16 protein-coding genes are annotated in these 15,729 nt (G+C 65.1%); 6 read left to right on the top strand and 10 right to left on the bottom strand.

All coding sequences use genetic code 11. The features are described 5' to 3' along the window. Positions 1-56: 56 nt before the first annotated feature. Complete coding sequence (locus AC1MBU_RS02570; RefSeq protein WP_479789709.1) at positions 57-683, top strand: hypothetical protein; 627 nt, start codon at positions 57-59, stop codon at positions 681-683. On the opposite strand, the gene AC1MBU_RS02565 is transcribed toward AC1MBU_RS02570, so the two are convergent. Together AC1MBU_RS02565 and serS are read right to left on the bottom strand one after the other, a co-directional pair. Next, positions 680-1,537: an HAD family hydrolase gene (locus AC1MBU_RS02565; RefSeq protein WP_277359367.1), complete on the bottom strand. Its 858-nt coding sequence runs from the start codon at positions 1,535-1,537 to the stop codon at positions 680-682. The genes AC1MBU_RS02570 and AC1MBU_RS02565 overlap by 4 nt on opposite strands. 92 nt (positions 1,538-1,629) lie before the next feature. Beyond that, positions 1,630-2,895, bottom strand: coding sequence for a serine--tRNA ligase (gene serS / locus AC1MBU_RS02560; RefSeq protein WP_277359368.1), 1,266 nt, complete (start codon positions 2,893-2,895; stop codon positions 1,630-1,632). A 68-nt stretch (positions 2,896-2,963) separates the two neighbouring features. On the opposite strand from serS, the gene AC1MBU_RS02555 reads away from it, so the two are divergent. Further along, positions 2,964-4,067, top strand: a complete 1,104-nt coding sequence (locus tag AC1MBU_RS02555; RefSeq protein WP_346027817.1) for a diacylglycerol/lipid kinase family protein — start codon at positions 2,964-2,966, stop codon at positions 4,065-4,067. Positions 4,068-4,075: 8 nt separating this feature from the next. Here the strand turns inward: AC1MBU_RS02555 and AC1MBU_RS02550 are convergent, their stop codons facing one another. From AC1MBU_RS02550 to AC1MBU_RS02535, 4 genes are all read right to left on the bottom strand, one after another. Next, positions 4,076-4,459, bottom strand: coding sequence for a hypothetical protein (locus tag AC1MBU_RS02550; RefSeq protein ID WP_277359370.1), 384 nt, complete (start codon positions 4,457-4,459; stop codon positions 4,076-4,078). Between the two features lie 84 nt (positions 4,460-4,543). Then, positions 4,544-5,515 carry a DNA topoisomerase IB gene (locus AC1MBU_RS02545; protein ID WP_479788370.1) on the bottom strand — a complete coding sequence of 324 codons (972 nt, stop codon included), beginning with the start codon at positions 5,513-5,515 and terminating at the stop codon, positions 4,544-4,546. A gap of 33 nt (positions 5,516-5,548) precedes the next feature. Next, positions 5,549-6,496 carry a prephenate dehydratase gene (gene pheA / locus AC1MBU_RS02540; RefSeq protein WP_346027815.1) on the bottom strand — a complete coding sequence of 316 codons (948 nt, stop codon included), beginning with the start codon at positions 6,494-6,496 and terminating at the stop codon, positions 5,549-5,551. Further along, positions 6,493-6,819: a rhodanese-like domain-containing protein gene (locus AC1MBU_RS02535; RefSeq protein WP_056545739.1), complete on the bottom strand. Its 327-nt coding sequence runs from the start codon at positions 6,817-6,819 to the stop codon at positions 6,493-6,495. Before AC1MBU_RS02535 ends, pheA begins: the two co-directional genes overlap by 4 nt. A gap of 113 nt (positions 6,820-6,932) precedes the next feature. On the opposite strand from AC1MBU_RS02535, the gene AC1MBU_RS02530 reads away from it, so the two are divergent. Continuing rightward, positions 6,933-8,342 (top strand): amidase, encoded by a 1,410-nt coding sequence (locus AC1MBU_RS02530; RefSeq protein ID WP_479788367.1) that lies wholly within the window; start codon positions 6,933-6,935, stop codon positions 8,340-8,342. 57 nt (positions 8,343-8,399) lie between these two features. Further along, complete coding sequence (locus AC1MBU_RS02525) at positions 8,400-9,866, top strand: peptide MFS transporter (RefSeq protein ID WP_479788365.1); 1,467 nt, start codon at positions 8,400-8,402, stop codon at positions 9,864-9,866. Between the two features lie 63 nt (positions 9,867-9,929). On the opposite strand, the gene AC1MBU_RS02520 is transcribed toward AC1MBU_RS02525, so the two are convergent. Then, positions 9,930-10,115 carry a hypothetical protein gene (locus tag AC1MBU_RS02520; RefSeq protein ID WP_471672653.1) on the bottom strand — a complete coding sequence of 62 codons (186 nt, stop codon included), beginning with the start codon at positions 10,113-10,115 and terminating at the stop codon, positions 9,930-9,932. On the opposite strand from AC1MBU_RS02520, the gene AC1MBU_RS02515 reads away from it, so the two are divergent. Then, positions 10,114-10,707 carry a hypothetical protein gene (locus AC1MBU_RS02515; RefSeq protein WP_479788362.1) on the top strand — a complete coding sequence of 198 codons (594 nt, stop codon included), beginning with the start codon at positions 10,114-10,116 and terminating at the stop codon, positions 10,705-10,707. The genes AC1MBU_RS02520 and AC1MBU_RS02515 overlap by 2 nt on opposite strands. 94 nt (positions 10,708-10,801) lie before the next feature. On the opposite strand, the gene AC1MBU_RS02510 is transcribed toward AC1MBU_RS02515, so the two are convergent. Continuing rightward, a complete protein-coding gene (locus tag AC1MBU_RS02510; RefSeq protein WP_479788360.1) occupies positions 10,802-11,752 on the bottom strand; it encodes a DUF559 domain-containing protein in 951 nt (316 codons plus the stop codon). A 252-nt stretch (positions 11,753-12,004) separates the two neighbouring features. On the opposite strand from AC1MBU_RS02510, the gene AC1MBU_RS02505 reads away from it, so the two are divergent. Continuing rightward, positions 12,005-13,024: a LacI family DNA-binding transcriptional regulator gene (locus tag AC1MBU_RS02505; RefSeq protein WP_277359541.1), complete on the top strand. Its 1,020-nt coding sequence runs from the start codon at positions 12,005-12,007 to the stop codon at positions 13,022-13,024. Here AC1MBU_RS02505 and AC1MBU_RS02500 read toward each other — a convergent pair whose 3' ends face one another. Both AC1MBU_RS02500 and AC1MBU_RS02495 read right to left on the bottom strand, forming a co-directional pair. Beyond that, positions 13,025-14,386, bottom strand: a complete 1,362-nt coding sequence (locus tag AC1MBU_RS02500; protein ID WP_277359540.1) for a CoA transferase — start codon at positions 14,384-14,386, stop codon at positions 13,025-13,027. Between the two features lie 33 nt (positions 14,387-14,419). Further along, positions 14,420-15,709, bottom strand: a complete 1,290-nt coding sequence (locus AC1MBU_RS02495; RefSeq protein WP_277359539.1) for a glycoside hydrolase family 32 protein — start codon at positions 15,707-15,709, stop codon at positions 14,420-14,422. Positions 15,710-15,729: the final 20 nt, after the last annotated feature.

Here is a 15,729-nt window from a genome sequence, read left to right as displayed (position 1 = left end):
TCGAATCAACGCAAATCGGTTGATTCGAGGGCTTCCTCGGTCATACTGGGGTCATGCTGTTCGTGGTCACCATCAATCAGCGCGATTCCCGCGACGTGGGTGACCTGGTGCCCGAGCTGCTGCGTGAGTTCCGGTTCATCGACACGGTGGTGCCGTTTCAACGCTCGGTAGGCGACGAGCTGCAGGGCGTTGTGGGCAGCGCCGGGGTTACCGTCGATGTGGCGCTGAAAGCGATCCGGTACCGGCGCTGGCACGTCGGGATCGGCGTCGGAGAGGTCCATTCCCCCCTGCCTGAACGCATCACCGACGCCGAGGGGTACGGCCTGGTGTACTCGCGCAGGGCGGTGAACCGGGCGCAGAAGACTGGTGAGCGGATCCCGCTCGCGGTAGAAGGCCCTGACTCGGAGGTTTCGGCCGAGGCGGAAGCGGTTCTGCGGCTTTTGGGGCAGATTGTCTACACGCGCACCGACGCGGAGTGGAATGTCCTGGACCTCATGACACCGGGAGCCCGCGGGCAGCAGAAACTGATAGCCCAGGAGCTGGGAATCACCACCCAGGCAGTGAGCAAGGCCGTCATCCGTTCACACTGGATGGAAGAGTGGGCCACCCGTCCCGCAGCCGCCCGGCTGCTGGACCTGGTGTACGGCCCGGCGGCGCTGCCGCCGGCAGCGCTGGCGTACTAGCGCTCGTCCTGTCCCGCCCGGGTGAGGGAGCGCAGGATCTTCGCGGCGCCGTCGTCGTACACCGAAGCCGTCACCTCGGAAGCCGCGGCCAGCACCTCTTCAGGGGCCTGGCCCATCGCAACCCCGCGCGCTGCCCAGGAAAGCATCTCAATGTCATTGCGGCCGTCACCGATGGCAACGGTTTCGGAGGGATCGACGTCCAGCCTCCGACGTACCAGCTCAAGCGCGCTGGCCTTCGTGACGCCCGCAGCTGCAATGTCCAGCCAGGCGGTCCACCCTACCGAGTAGGTAACACCGTGGAGTCCGATGGATTCGACGGCCTCGCCGAACTCCTCGGCCGTGCTGTCCGTACTGAACACCACCACCCGGACGGCCCGCGCCCGCAGCATCCGCTGGAAGTCAACGCTTTCTGCCTCTGCTCCGAAACTCGCATCCTGGAACCGCTCGGTGGAAAGGAAGCGGCCCTCATCATCCTCGAGGGCGAACTTGGCCGAGGGAAGGCACTTTCGCAGGGCCACCAGCGCCGGTCGCGGGTCGAAGACCACCCGGTTGACGACTTCATAGCCGTCCTCGAACTCGTCCACATCGATGCGAAGAGTGACGCCGCCGTTGGAGCACACGGCATGACCGCGAGTAAGCCCGATCTTCTCGATAATGGGCAGGGTGGCGCCGAGCGATCTGCCGGTAGCGATCACCACCTCGTGGCCGGCATCCACGACGGCGCTGGCCGCGGTGCGGACCTCGTCCGACATGAGCCCCTCGTGATCCACAAGGGTCCCGTCAACATCGAGGGCAATGAGTTTCCGTGTTGTCTGCTGCTGGTCATCGATGCCAGCGGAAAATGTAGTTGTCATCGTTAAAGTGAACCAGAAAGCCAGTAATCGCGGGTAGGTTTTTGATCACAACTAAGCCAACGGCTGGTTACGTGTGAGGGCTGAACCTGCCTCTACAGGACCGGGAGAACCTCCAGGCCTCCGAGATATGGGCGCAGTGCGGCCGGCACGTTGACCGAGCCGTCAGGGTTTTGGTGATGCTCAAGGATGGCGACAATCCACCGGGTTGTCGCGAGGGTACCGTTCAGCGTTGCCACGGCGCGGGTAGCCTTGGCGCCCTGCACGCGTTCGCGGATGTTGAGCCGCCGAGCCTGGAAGCCGGTGCAGTTAGAGGTGGACGTGAGCTCGCGGTACGCGTTCTGGGTGGGCACCCAGGCTTCGCAGTCGAACTTGCGCGCGGCTGACATCCCGAGATCCCCGGCGGCGGTGTCGATGACGCGGTAGGGCAGCTCAACCTTTGCCAGCATCTCCTCTTCCCAGGCGAGCATGCGCTCGTGCTCCGCTTCTGATTCCTCAACCGTGGTGTAAGTGAACATCTCCACTTTGTTGAACTGGTGCACCCGGATGATCCCCCGGGTGTCCTTCCCATGTGAACCGGCTTCCCTCCGGTAGCAGGAGGACCAGCCGGCATACCGCAGTGGCCCGGCCGAGAGGTCCACGATCTCATCCGAGTGATACCCGGCCAGCGCTACCTCGGACGTGCCGGTCAGGTAGAGGTCGTCCTCCGGAAGGCGATAGATCTCCGCGTCGTGGGCGATATCGAAACCGGTCCCCTGCATGGTCTCGGGCCGCACCAGTGTGGGCGTGATCATGGGTGTGAACCCGGCACTGATTGCCTGATCCATAGCCATGTTGAGCAGGGCAAGCTCCAGGCGCGCACCTACGCCCTTCAGGAAGTAGAAGCGGGACCCGGAAACCTTGGCGCCGCGCTCCATGTCGATCGCGCCGATCAGCTCGCCGATTTCCAGGTGGTCCCGCGGATCAAAATCGAACTGCCGGGGCTCTCCTACTGTTTTGAGGACCACGAAGTCTTCCTCGCCACCAGCCGGCACGCCATCGAGAATGGCGTTGGGCAGCCGACGCAGAAGGGCGTCCGCCTCGGATTTCGCTTCCTCGGCCTGCGCTGCGGCAGCCTTCACCGACGCCGCCAGTTCCTTCACCTCGGCAAGAAGTGCCTGCTTTTCCTCGCCCTGCGCCTTGGCAACGCGCTTGCCGAAGGAGTTCTGCTCAGCCCGCAGCGACTCCGCACTCGTGACCGCCTCGCGACGCCGGGAATCAGCCGCGATGATCGCATCCACCAAAGACTCGTCGGCCTTCCGCGCACGCTGCGAAAGGCGGAATTTTTCAGGATTGTCGCGGAGTTCGTTTACGTCGATCACCTCACAAGACTACCGAATGGGATCTGCGCGCCCGGCACCCGTGCGCTGAAGGATAGTCTGGGGAAATCATGCCCCTTGAGTGGATTATCACCGCCCTTGCGGTTGTCGCCGCAGCCGCGTCAGCGTTCAGCTGGTGGGGCGTTCGAAAGCTGCGCCGTGAACGCTCACTGCAGTGGGAGGAACCGCGCCCCACCCTTTCGGCGACCGGGGAACAGCAGCGGGTTGCGTTGGTCCTCAACCCGGTCAAACTCAGTGCGCCGCTCGCCCGCGAGCAGGTTGAGCAGGCCTGCTCAGACGCCGGATGGGAACCTCCCCTGGTGCTGGAGACTACGGTTGCGGAGCCGGGTGCCGCCCAGGCGCGGCGCGCTGTCGCAGAAGGTTACGACGTCGTTCTTGCTGCAGGTGGAGACGGCACTGTCCGCGCCGTGGCAACCGGGCTGGTTTCCAGCGATGCCGCGCTGGGACTGCTGCCGCTGGGGACCGGTAATCTGCTGGCGCGCAACCTCGGTATAGCCGTCAACGACGTGCCACGCAGCGTCAGGCAGGCGCTTCACGGGGCTGGCCGGCGGATCGATATGGGCCGTGTCGAGCTCCGCAATGAGCGGACCGGTGTCAGCGGTGAGCATACATTCCTGGTGATGGGCGGCGTCGGGCTTGATGCTGTGGTGGTGGCTGCCACCAAGGACGCCCTGAAGAAGAAATTCGGTTGGCTGGCTTACAGCGAAGCCGGCGTGCGGAGCCTACCCGGAAAACGCCAACGCATGTCGATCAGCATTGACGGCGGGCCCGCGCAGACCCGGAAAGTGCACAGTGTCCTGTTCGCAAATTGCGCACGGCTGCCCGGCGGCATCACCTTCGTCCCCGACGCGACAATAGACGACGGCTATCTCGATGTTGTGATTACGAGTCCGCGGAGCATACTCGGCTGGCTGTGGGTTGCCGCGAAGATCCTCTTCCGGCACGCGGGGCCCATTCCGGTGATCACCTACCACCGCGTGAAGCGGGTGGACGTCCGTGTCTCCGAGGCAACGGGCACCCAGCTCGACGGCGACACCTCCGGCGATGTGACCTCCCTGAGCGTGAGCGTGGCTCCCGGCGCACTGATGGTCCGGGTCCCTGGACGGGCAACCGGACCATCAGCTGGAATGTTCAGCGACGCGCCTGCGCAGTAGAAACGCTGCTAGTGGCGCTCAGTTCCCTCGGCGTCGCCGCCTTCCTGGAGGGACGGGACGGAGTCAGCATCGGTGTACTCCCCCTCAATGTTGGAGTCTGCGTCTGTGGTGCCGTCCTTGTCGGTGTACTCACCTTCATCAAGCTGGTCCTGACCTTCGGTGTACTCGCCGACCCCGTCAGCGCGCTGCGCGCCGGTGTAGCCGCCCGTGGCTGCGCCGGTTGTCTCACCCACCGCATCAGCGTTCTGTGCCTGGCTGTTGATGAGCTGCTGCTCCTCCGCGAAGCGCAGGTCATTGCCCTGGTCGCCGGCATCGCCGTGCCAGTTCGGGTCAGAGGTGGATCCGTCATCCTTGTTTGGGTTGACCTCGTTGTTGTGTGGCTGCTCGCTCATGGTGCCTGCCTTTCCAAAAGGGTCGCCCATTGGCCGGGCGCTCACCATCAGCCTACTTAGCGACCGGTCCGTGGGAAAGCATTCCTACGCTTTAAGCAGCTCGCGAACAGCCTTCTCCGACGCGGAGTAGCTCGCCACGGGTATGGCCTCCCCGGACATGAAGCGGTCCACCACGCGCGGGTCCACATACGAGCTGCGGGCGATCGCCGGAGTATTGCCGAGGTGTTCAGCGACCGAGCGCATGGTCGCGGCGACTGCCTTCTGCCGCGCCGTCCGGCTGGTGGCCTTCAGATCCATCCGGGCGAGCTCCATGGCCGCGACGACAGTAGCCTGCCAGGTGCGGAAATCCTTCGCCGTAAAGCCTCCACCCGTGACCTGGCGAAGGAACTCATTGAGCTGGGAAGCGTCAATCGAATGCCAGGATTCGTCTGCGGCACGGTACGCGAGCATGGTGTCCGCGCCTTCCCTGCGCATCATCGGGCGCAGCGCCGCGGCGAGATCCGGGTCCTCGATGGTGGTGTCCCACTGCTGGCCGCTCTTTCCGGGAAACTGCAGGGTAATCACCGGTCCGCTGAGCGTAACGTGCTCAACCCGCAGGGTTGTCACCCCGAAAGAACCGTTCTCGGCTGCGTACTGCGCCGATCCAATCCGTAGCGCGCCGGAGTCAACAATGCGCAGCGCAGCCGCGAAGGCCCGCTCCCGGCCGCTGCCGTTGCTGCGCAGGTGCTGTGTGATGACCCGCCGCGCGCTGGGGAGGCGTTCGCCGAAATCCAGCGCCCGGTCAAACTTCTCGCGGTCCTTCTTCTCCCGCCAGGCGGGGTGATAGATGTATTGCCGCCGACCGGCGTCGTCTGTGCCTAGCGCCTGGATATGGCCATTGGGATAGGGGCTGATCCAGACATCACGCCACGCCGGCGGAATGACCAGGTCTTTGATCCGCTCAAGTTCATCGCGTTCCAGCGGCTCACCCTGCTGGTTGCGGTAACTGAAGCCCTTTCCGTGGCGACGGCGGGTGTAACCGGGCTTGTTGCAGTCACTGCGTCGAAGTCGTGGCACGCCGCCTCCTCTGATACCGCCTGCAGGGAAGACCTAGCCTATGCTCTCCGGATCAACCGTGGGGGAACGCAGCAGCGAGTCAACCCACTCCTGCGCTGACTGGAACGCCTGGTCGGAGGTATGCCGGGCAACGTCATATTCACGCCGGTCCGCGCGTGCATAGGAACCGAGGAACCGCAGCCCCGGGCTGATGCGGTGCAGTCCCTGGAGGGCGTCGGCAACGCGGGCATCCGCTACGTGGCCGTCCGCGTCGATGCTGAAGAAGTAGTCCCCCAGGAACAGTCCCGTGGGGCGGGATTCAATCCTGCTGAGGTTGACTCCGCGTGCAGCGAACTGATCGAGAATCTCCATCAGGGCGCCCGGATGGTCTTCCGGCAGGGGAATGACCAGGGTGGTCTTGTCCGCCCCGGTCCGTGCCGGCAGGGTGTCCGGCCTGCTGACCAGGATGAACCGCGTCACCGCGTCGGCAACATCACCGATGTGCTCCGCGAGGATGCGCAGGCCAAGGCGGTTGGCCACGAGAGGTGAGCAGATCGCGGCATCGTGGCCGGCGCCGTCGTCGAGCAGGGTGTGGGCTGCAGCCGCTGTTGAGGACGCCGGAATGTATTCCGCGGATGGAATGTTCTGTTCGGTCCAGCCCCGGCACTGCGCCCAGGCGTGGCCGTGGGTTGCCACGAAGCGGATGTCGGCGAGCTCCAGCCCCGGGCGTCCCACCAGCACGAAGGAGACCGGAACAAGGATTTCCCGGATGATGCGCAGGGGGTCCCCGTTGGCAATCGAATCAAGGGTGGCTGATACGCCGCCCTCCACCGAGTTTTCGATGGGCACCATCGCTGCCGTCACCCGGCCTGTGCGGACCATGTCCAGAGCGGAGCTCACCGTGACGGCGGGTACCCTCTCGGCCTTGTCCGCCCCGGGCACCTGGAGGAGCGCTGCCTCGGTGAAAGTGCCCTCGGGGCCGAGATATGCGTAGGAGCTCATAGAACGCGCGGCTCCTCACCGGTTTCAGAGACCATCGGCCTCGAGGCCTCCACCCAGGCGTCCATTCCGCCGCTGACATTCACCGCAGAGTATCCGTTGGCGACCAGCCATTCGCTTACCCGGAACGAGCGTCCGCCGGTCCGGCAAATGACGTGCAGGTCTTCATCCGGGTCAAGCTCGTCGAGCCGCGCCGGAATATCGTTGACGGGGATGTGCCGGGCTCCTTCGATGTGCCCGGCCTCCCACTCATAATCTTCACGCACGTCCAGGACGGCGGTGCCCTCACTGATTGCGTCGATGGACACGTTTTCGCTGTTGGTCACTGCAAGCTCCGTCTCTGTTCCTTGTCCGACTCCGACATTCCGACTCCAGTACGCCTTGAATCCAAGCCTATAGTGGGGACCGCAGACACCCCACCCCTGAGGAAGGCCCTCCCATGAGTTCCCTTTCCGAGCTGACCGCTCTTGAACAGCGGGACCTCCTCCGACGCGGTGAGCTCAGCTCCCGGGAACTCACTACGCATTATCTGGACCGAATCCACGCCCGAAATATGGAGCTGGGCGCCTTTGTCACCGTGACTGCTGACGCGGCACTGGCGGAAGCCGAGGGCGCTGACCAGCGCCAGGCGAGCGGGGCTGACCAGCCTCCACTGCATGGCCTGCCGCTCGCCCACAAGGACCTGACCGACGTCGTCGGCGTTGTGACCACGCACGGAAGCGCAGCGCTGCAGCACTCAGTGGCAGCCGCGGACTCACCGCTTGTCGCCGTTCTCCGGCGGGCCGGCGCGATCAGTGTGGGGAAGACGCAGGTCCCGGAGTTCGGTTTGAGCTGCTACAGCGAGAACCTCATCGCGCCGCCGTCGCGGAATCCGCTGAACCCTGCGCTCAGCTCGGGTGGTTCCTCCGGCGGCAGCGCGGCGGCGGTCGCGGCGGGCTTGATTCCCTTTGCGCCGGGCACGGACGGCGGCGGCTCGGTCCGGATTCCGGCAGCCGCCACCGGGCTGATCGGCCTGAAACCCAACCGCGGAAGGGTGCCTTCCGGTGCGGGCCAGAGCGACCTCGGTCAGTTTGTGGTTGCCGGACCGCTGGCGCGGACGACGGCGGATGCCGCCCTGCTGCTCGACGCCCTGGTGGACGAGCCGAACTTCCACGCAACCAGCGCCGCCGCCCATGGTTCATTCCTCGACGCGGCGCTGCGGGCTGACGGTAGATTCCGGATCGGGGTCAGCACCGCCTCGCCGTTCGCCGCGGCCTTTCCCATCGAGCTCGACGACGCCGCGCAGGCCGGTTTCGACGCCGGGGTAAAGGCGCTCGGCGCCGTCGGTCACGACATCCTTGAAGCAGACCTCCGCTACGATCCCCGCTATCACGAAGCTTTTCAGACGGTGTGGACCGCAGGCCTGGCCGTCGCACGCATCCCGACCGACCGGGAAAAAGACCTGACGACCCTCGCCCGTACCCTCCGGCGCCGCGCGCAAGGGAAGTCTGCGACGGACCTTGCCTCCGCCGTCGACATCCTGCGGCAATTTGAGCAGGACACCATCGCGCAGTACTCCGCCTTCGACATCATTGCGACGCCGGCTCTCGGCATGGTCCCGCGTCCAATCGGCTGGTACACCGATGCGGATGCTGACACCGACTATCTGCGCCAGTGCCAATACTCGCCCTACACGTCGATGGTGAACGTGTGCGGGTTGCCTGCCATCTCGGTGCCTATCCTCACCACAGCCGAGGGTCTGTCCATGAGCATCCAGTTGATCGGAGGACCCAGCGCTGAGGCGGACCTCCTTACCGTGTCAGCTCAGCTTGAGGACCACTTCCGCACTGGCCAAAACCGAACAGCATAACTGTTTGTTCGCATTTTGGATATGACAGTCCAAAAAGTGACTGGCATCATGGAGTGAATGAGCACAACTCACAACGACAAAGCCACAACGGAGGGCAAAACATTTCTGGGTCACCCCCGAATGCTTGCTAACCTGTTCAGCGTAGAACTCTGGGAGCGCTTCTCCTTCTACGGCATGCAGGGAATCCTCCTCTACTACATGTACTACTCCGTGGCCGACGGCGGCCTCGGCATCGATCAGGGGATCGCCACCGGCCTGGTGGGCGCCTATGGCGGCGGCGTCTATCTCTCCACCATCCTTGGAGCATGGCTGGCTGACCGGGTTATGGGATCCGAGAAGGTCCTCTTCTATTCCGCCATCATGATCATGTTCGGCCACATTGCGCTGGCGCTGCTGCCGGGCGGAATTGGCCTTGCGGTGGGTCTGGTCCTCGTCGGTGTCGGTTCCGGTGGGCTGAAAGCCAACGCGACCTCGCTGGTTGGCACCCTCTACGCCGAGGGTGATGAGCGGCGCGACGCCGGTTTCTCCATCTTCTACATGGGCATAAACATCGGCGCCCTCATCGGTCCACTGCTGACGGGCCTGGCCTGGACGGAGTTCGGATTCCACTACGGCTTCGGTCTCGCGGCAGTCGGCATGGCGATCGGCCTGACGCAGTACGCGCTGACCCGCAAGAACCTGCCGGAGACCGCCCACGCGGTCACCAACCCGCTGCCGTCCGGTCGACTGGCGCGAATGGGGCTGATTGCTGCGGCCGTCGTCGTTGTGATCATCCTTGCCTTCACCACCGGCCTGGTGACGCCCGCGAATCTCGCCCAGACCATGGCGTACGTCGCCATCGCGGCCTCGATCGCCTACTTCACGGTGATTCTGCGCAGCAAGCGCGTGACCGCCATCGAGCGCAAGCGGGTCTACTCCTTCATTCCGCTGTTCATTGCGAGCGCTGCGTTCTGGGGGCTGTTCCAGCAGCAGTTCACCGTTGTCGCGATCTACGCGGACCGCAGCCTGGACCGCAACCTGTTCGGCTGGATCATGCCGCCGAGCTTTGTGCAGTCGATCAACCCGATCTTCATCATCATCTTCGCCGCCGTATTCGCTGCGCTGTGGACGAAGCTCGGAAACCGGCAACCGTCATCACCGTTGAAGTTCGCTCTCGGCCTGGTGTTCATGGGCGTCGCGTTCCTGCTGTTCATTCCGTTCTCCGGCGGCGGACCGAACAGCACTCCGCTGATGGCTCTCGTGGTCATCCTGCTGTTCTTCACCTGGGCGGAGCTGTTCCTGTCGCCGATCGGGCTCTCGGTTGCAACGAAGCTTGCGCCGAGTGCCTTCCGAACCCAGATGGTGGCCCTGTTCTTCCTATCGATCTCGCTGGGAACCACGGTGGCCGGCATTCTGGCGGGATACTACAACCAGGACAACGAGGTGCCGTACTTCTCCTTCAGCGGCATCACGGCAATCGTGCTCGGCATAGCCCTTGCGCTGGCTACGCCCGCCATCAAGAAACTGATGAGCGGCGTCCGCTAGGCGCTACAGCGAACCACGACGGCGCCCTCCTCTCGCAGGAGGGCGCCGTCGTCGTCTGTGGTTTTAGGAGCCGTCTTCTGCGGAACCGGCGTTGCCGGCCTCGCTTCCGCCGGACTCGCTCTCCGGACCCGGGCCGCCGTAACCGCCACCGCTCTCGGAATCAGCCTTGCCGGCAGCCTGCTCGGCGTCCTGCTCCAGCTTTTCGTCGTCAGTGTGGTCAATTTCGTCGCTGGTGGGGTTCTCGCTCATGACACAACCTTTCGTTGACGGGTGTTCTCAACGTACCGTCCGGCAGGCCTGTGCACTAGGGCCGGCGAGTGCCACACTGGGCGCATGGGGGAAGTTCCGGCCAGGCGCCGTCGTCGTCGTTTCTTCGATGCTGCTTGCGGGGTGTGCCGGGACCGGCGGGCCGCCTGTGGCGTGTCCGGCAATCGGATGGCTGAACAACGTTCTGGTGGAGCTGGAGGGTGACGTTTCGGCGGTTGCTGAGGTGCAGGGCTGCGTGGACGACGTGTGCTCGCAGGTTGTGCGGCCGCCAACTACCGATGTGCCCGTCGAGATCATCACACCAGCGCCTGGTGGAACGATCGATGAAACCGGCCAGAAATCGCACCCTCCGCGCGAATTACTCTCGCCCTATATGGCTACGCCACTGGACGAGGACAGTTGGGTGATCAACCTCGACATGGACACCCCCGAGATCGTCACTGTACGGGCTCTCGCTGCCGACGGGACGGTCCTCGTCGAGGGCGAGTTCACCCTGGATTGGGTTCGGGTAGGCGGCTCCGAGCAGTGCGGTGGGCCGGAGGAGGCCGGGCCGGTGACGCTCACCGTCCCGTAGGAGCCGTCGTCCTCGGCTTTCATACCCTCCCCCAATCCCTCAATCCCTCAATCGAGTGGGCGTTGGCGACCTATTCCTCGTGGACAGCCGGCCGTCAGCGCCCACTCGATGCACGGGCTGACGCAATCGCCGACCTTATTCTCGCAATCGATGCTCGCTCGTTATCAGGCTCGAGGTGTTTCTTCGTGAAGCGAAGCACCGTCCAGCCCATCGCCCGTAACCGATCGTCGCGGTTGATGTCGCTGTGCCACTGTTCGGCGTCCACCAGATGGTGCTCACCCTCATATTCGATAGCGATGCGCAGTTCGCTGTACGACAGGTCAGGTCTCGACACCCGGCGCCCGTTCTGGTCCAGGACCCATTGATTGACCTCAGGCTCGGGCAACCCCGCCTGTGTCATTAACAGCCGCAAACGCGACTCGCGACCGGAATCAACACCACTCCTCAACAAGGGCAGCGCTTCCCGCACACGCCGGATACCGCGGGCGCCGCCGCGTCGATCGGCTGCTTCCGCAATCTGGGTCAGTGAGGCGAGAGGGTCCGGGACGTTCAGGTCGCAACGGCGTCGCGGAGCATCCTGCCTGCGCAGAAGTGAATCGCCGGCAGCCACCAGCTCCTCCAGCGATAGCGACGGCGCCAGGTCCGTCCAGGTCCAAGCCGGGGAGGTGACGGTAACACCATAGATTTCGACGACGTCGCGGGACGTAAGGGGCGCACGGTGACCAACGACGCCTGGACGACGAACGCGGTTACTCCCCTTCCATCGGGTCAGGTGAAGCCCATGATCCTCCTCGAGTCGGAACGGGAGGATGATTCCCCACAGCCGGGCGGCTGTCGAATGGCTGACGGCGTCCGGGCAGCCGAGTCTTGTCAGCGGCGCCACATCATCGAGGAGCGACGGACCGGAACCATTCACAAGCCGGACGCCGCGGCTCGGGATGGTCAGATCCGAGCGTCGCAGCCTGCTGTACGGCAGCCCACGTCCGAGTGCCTCCTGAACCGTAAAGGAGTACCGATGGGGCAGAGGGATGGATGAGGAGCTCACCCGTTCATAATGCCGTCGAGAGGGCGGCAGAATTCCCTTATCCACAGGGTGTATTTGTGGGTCTCCGCTCCCCTCAGGATCGAGCGGGCGCTAGCGACCGCGCCCACGCCACAAACCCGTCCTCAGCGCCCACTCGATGCGAGAAGCGCCCACTCGATGCGAGAAGCGCCCACTCGATGCGAGAGAGGAATGACGACAGCCCTCTGACACGTATTAGCTAGAATGGCTGGACAGTTTCAACGAGGGAGACACATGGCAGCACGCAAGGCGACTGCGTTGGATGTTGCCAAATTGGCCGGCGTGTCACGCAGTGCCGTGTCCATGGTGCTCAACGGAAACATCAAGGGCAACGTTTCCAAAGACGCGCAGGAACGAATCCGCGCTGCTGCCAAAGAACTCAACTACCTACCCAACCCGGTCGCTGTGAGTCTGCGGAACCAGCGCACGGCGACACTCGGCATCATCACGGATGAGATTGTGACCAGCCCCTTCGCCGGGCGGCTTGTCAGCGGCGCCACGAACGCCGCCTTGGCTCGTGGATACATGATTCTGGTTGTCGATACCGAGCATATTCCCGGCCGCGAAGGGCCGGCGATCGAGGCGCTTCAGCATCGGCGGGTGGATGGCCTGATCTATGCCACTGGCAGCCTGCAGCCCTACATCCCCTCCGGGCCTTTTCGGGCCCAGCCGGCAGCGCTGGCAAATTGCTTCGACCCCGAGGACAGGCTTCCGGCAGTCGTCCCGGATGAGGTGACGGGGAGCCGGCGTGCCACCGAACTGCTCCTGGAACTGGGCCATCGCCGCATCGCCCTCCTCGGCGGCGATGATGACAACGCGGCGCTCCTTCGGGAGCAGGGTTACCGCTCGGCGATGGACCGCGCCGGATTGACCGCCGGAGACCACCAGGTCATCGTCACGGGTTGGGACATCAACCAGGGATACCGGGCAGCGGAGTCGGTGCTGCAGGAACCAGACCGTCCCACCGCGATCCTGGCCGCCAATGACCGCGTTGCCACCGGCATCCTGCTCTACGCGGCAACAGCCGGGATTCAGGTGCCCCAGCAGTTGTCCGTGGTTGGTTACGACGATCAACAGAACGTCGCCGCGAACCTGGTGCCGGCGCTGACCACCGTCGCACTCCCCCACGCGGAGATCGGAGCCATCGCCGTCAAGCGGGTTCTCGACGAGCTCGAGGGCAGCGAGCGCCGCACCGAGCGGGTCCTGGTGCCGTGCCCCCTCATCACGAGGCAGTCCACAGCTCCGGCACCCTGATCACCTCCACGAAAGGGCATCGCTGCCATAGCGCCGGGGAGGGTAGGGGTATTCCACCTGACGGCCATCGACCACCAGAGGCGGCGGCACGAAGACGAGTTCGCCGTAGTCGCTCGTTGCCCGCCTCAACGGCACCTCCAGGTTCACCGGCCCTGCCTCCCCCGCTCGGGGCATCCGCAGCAGTTCCGCCGCCGTCTGCGCCAGGGAAAGGTGCGCGGAACCGCTCATTCCATAACTGCGCGCAGACACAAGCACGACGGCGGCAGCCGCCATTCCGAGGCCGGTCGCGTAGTCGAGCGCCTGGACCGGCAGCGCACCGGGTGTGAATTCCGGCCCTGAGCCCGTCCCATAGATGTGGGCTATGCCGGTTGCCGCCTGCACGATGCTGTCGAACCCACGGCGGCCGGCCCACGGTCCGCTATCACCCCAGGCGTCGAGGGAGACAACGGCCAGGCCGGGGTAGTCCGTGCGCAGAGAACCGACGTCCAGTCCGTGCCGGGCCAGCGCCCCGCCGCGGTAGGCGCTGAGCACCACGTCAGCCGCTGGAAGGAGATCCCGCAGGCGGGCGAGCGCCTCAGGATCCCGCAGATCGGCCACGGCACTCCGCTTCGCGAACCCGGTCTCCACGTGCTGGTGTTCCAACTCGGGTAGCGCCGGCGGGTCCACCCGCAGAACATCGGCACCCAGTGCGCCGAGGAGCCGGCTGGCAGAAGGACCGGCGATGACCCGCGTGAAATCAAGAACGCGCACACCTTCCAGCAACCCCTCGTCGCCCCCGAAGGTACGCGTCCCGCGCCGGAAAGTGCTCGTCGACAGCCGCACCCATGGCTCGTCAGCGACAGCCTGCCCGGCCGGCGTTGCTGCCCACGCCTCGGGTGTCCGGACCACCGCGGCCAGCCCACCCCGAGCAGTGACGGCCTCTTCGATGACAGCCGCCGGACGTTCCAGCAACGCATCGTTGACATCCTCGGCCGCGGACACACCGAGCGCTTCCAGCAGCGCCCGTCCGTGGTGCGGATAGTTCCCGTGAATGCGGACCCACCCGTCGGCGGCCTGGCGGAAACCCGATGAAGCCCCGAAAGCCTGGATCGGCGATCCGTCGATGCGAAGGTGGGCGAACGAATCGAACCACCCGGCAACCCCGGAGGACGTGAACGTGGCGGGGAGCCCAGGCGAGGCGGCAGCAAGAGCCGTGGCGACCGCCTGCACGGCCCCGAGCGCAAGTCCCTCAACGTCAAGGCGCCCTCCCCACCACCTTCGGGGTCCGGACCAGGACGCTCCCTCCGCGCCGTTCGGCATCAGCGAAGCAAAATAAAGCCACAGCTCGGGCACCGGATCAGCACTGGGCAACGGGTAATCCATGAGTGCATTATGGATGCCGCCGCCCGGTGACGGCTACGGCAAACCCAGTTCCCAGGCCTCCACGACGGCGCTTCCGGTAACGGTCAGCTCCCACTTTTCGTCCTGCACGGGATACGCCCGGAACGTCACCGCCGTGGAACCCTCCCGGTACACCTCGACGATCGACGCATCCAGCAGCACCCGCACACCACGCGCGGTTTCCACTGAATACAGCTCACGGGAACCCGACGGCGAGACAAGCGCCAGCGACACCCGCGCGTCGCCGCGCGGCGAAACCACCGCCTCGGCGACCGCGGGCAGTTCGGTGACAGCACCGGCAACACGTGCACTACGTCGGTAGCCCACCAGTTCCCGCGCGGGCTTCACTACCAGCTCACCATCGACTACGCCCAGCTCGCGAGGGAAAGTCAGCACCCCGGCCCACCCGGCTGCGTCTGCCTCCTCCTCGGCGCGTGATTCCCAGGACCAGCCCCACAACATCACCCGGTCTCCAACCGGCACCGCCTGGGGGGCGTAGTAATCGGGGCCGCCGTCGGTCGCCGCGCAGGTTTCGGGCTCGTAGACCGGGCGGCCGTCGCCGTCGTCGTGCATTGATCCAATCAGGTGAGCCACGCCGGAAAGGTGGTGTTCACCGTTCCGGCGCTTCCACAGGGAAACGATCAGAACCCACCGGCCGTCCACCTCGACCAGTTGGGGGCACTCCCAGATGTTCGCCTGCGCTGCGGCGGCAGCGGGGTGTTCAGTGGTCAACCAGATCCCGAGATACGTCCAGGCCGAGAGCTCTGTGGCGTCGTAGAGCAGCAGGGCGCCGCGACCGTCCTCCAGCCCCGCCCCCTGGATTGCGTAACGCGCGCCGTTCCACCTGAAGACAAAAGGATCCCGTACGTCGGTGATGGACTGGTCAGCCGGAATGCCTGCCGCCACCTCACCGTCCTGCTGCCAGGTCCGCAGGTCGGCGGATCCTCGTGCGAGAGTCACCTGCGCGTGGCCGCTGGCATCCTGCACGCCGCTGTAGACGGCGGTGGGGACGCCGTTTTCGTCGGCCATCACACCGGACCAGCAGCCCAGGGCATCGGGACCGCCGGGCTGGGGCCGCAGCGCAACCGGCTCCTCCTCCCACCGGAGCAGATCAGGAGAGCTGACGTGCCCCCAGGTGATGGCGGCATGGCGGGCCGAATCGGGGTTGTGCTGGAAGAAGACGTGCCAGCGGCCGTCGCGGTAACAGATCCCGTTTGGGTCGTTGAGCCAGCCCTGCTGGGGACGGGGGTGCAGGGTGGGGAAGGCGCGGTCGACGGCGACGGTCGGCGATGCGGAAGAATTCACGGTTTCCTTCGGTAGTGGGG

It is taken from the genome of Arthrobacter sp. PTI12, from assembly GCF_056679915.1.
The sequence above is the reverse complement of the archived record's forward strand: the minus strand, read 5'-3'. Positions and strand labels throughout refer to the sequence as shown.

Excerpts from the sequence above, each read along its gene's own strand:
- AC1MBU_RS02565 (WP_277359367.1), bottom strand. The coding sequence starts at position 1,537 with ATGACAACTACATTTTCCGCTGGCATCGATGACCAGCAGCAGACAACA.
- AC1MBU_RS02555 (WP_346027817.1), top strand. The coding sequence starts at position 2,964 with ATGCCCCTTGAGTGGATTATCACCGCCCTTGCGGTTGTCGCCGCAGCC.
- AC1MBU_RS02550 (WP_277359370.1), bottom strand. The coding sequence starts at position 4,459 with ATGAGCGAGCAGCCACACAACAACGAGGTCAACCCAAACAAGGATGAC.
- pheA (WP_346027815.1), bottom strand. The coding sequence starts at position 6,496 with ATGAGCTCCTACGCATATCTCGGCCCCGAGGGCACTTTCACCGAGGCA.
- AC1MBU_RS02530 (WP_479788367.1), top strand. The coding sequence starts at position 6,933 with ATGAGTTCCCTTTCCGAGCTGACCGCTCTTGAACAGCGGGACCTCCTC.
- AC1MBU_RS02525 (WP_479788365.1), top strand. The coding sequence starts at position 8,400 with ATGAGCACAACTCACAACGACAAAGCCACAACGGAGGGCAAAACATTT.
- AC1MBU_RS02515 (WP_479788362.1), top strand. The coding sequence starts at position 10,114 with ATGACACAACCTTTCGTTGACGGGTGTTCTCAACGTACCGTCCGGCAG.
- AC1MBU_RS02520 (WP_471672653.1), bottom strand. The coding sequence starts at position 10,115 with ATGAGCGAGAACCCCACCAGCGACGAAATTGACCACACTGACGACGAA.
- AC1MBU_RS02505 (WP_277359541.1), top strand. The coding sequence starts at position 12,005 with ATGGCAGCACGCAAGGCGACTGCGTTGGATGTTGCCAAATTGGCCGGC.
- AC1MBU_RS02500 (WP_277359540.1), bottom strand. The coding sequence starts at position 14,386 with ATGGATTACCCGTTGCCCAGTGCTGATCCGGTGCCCGAGCTGTGGCTT.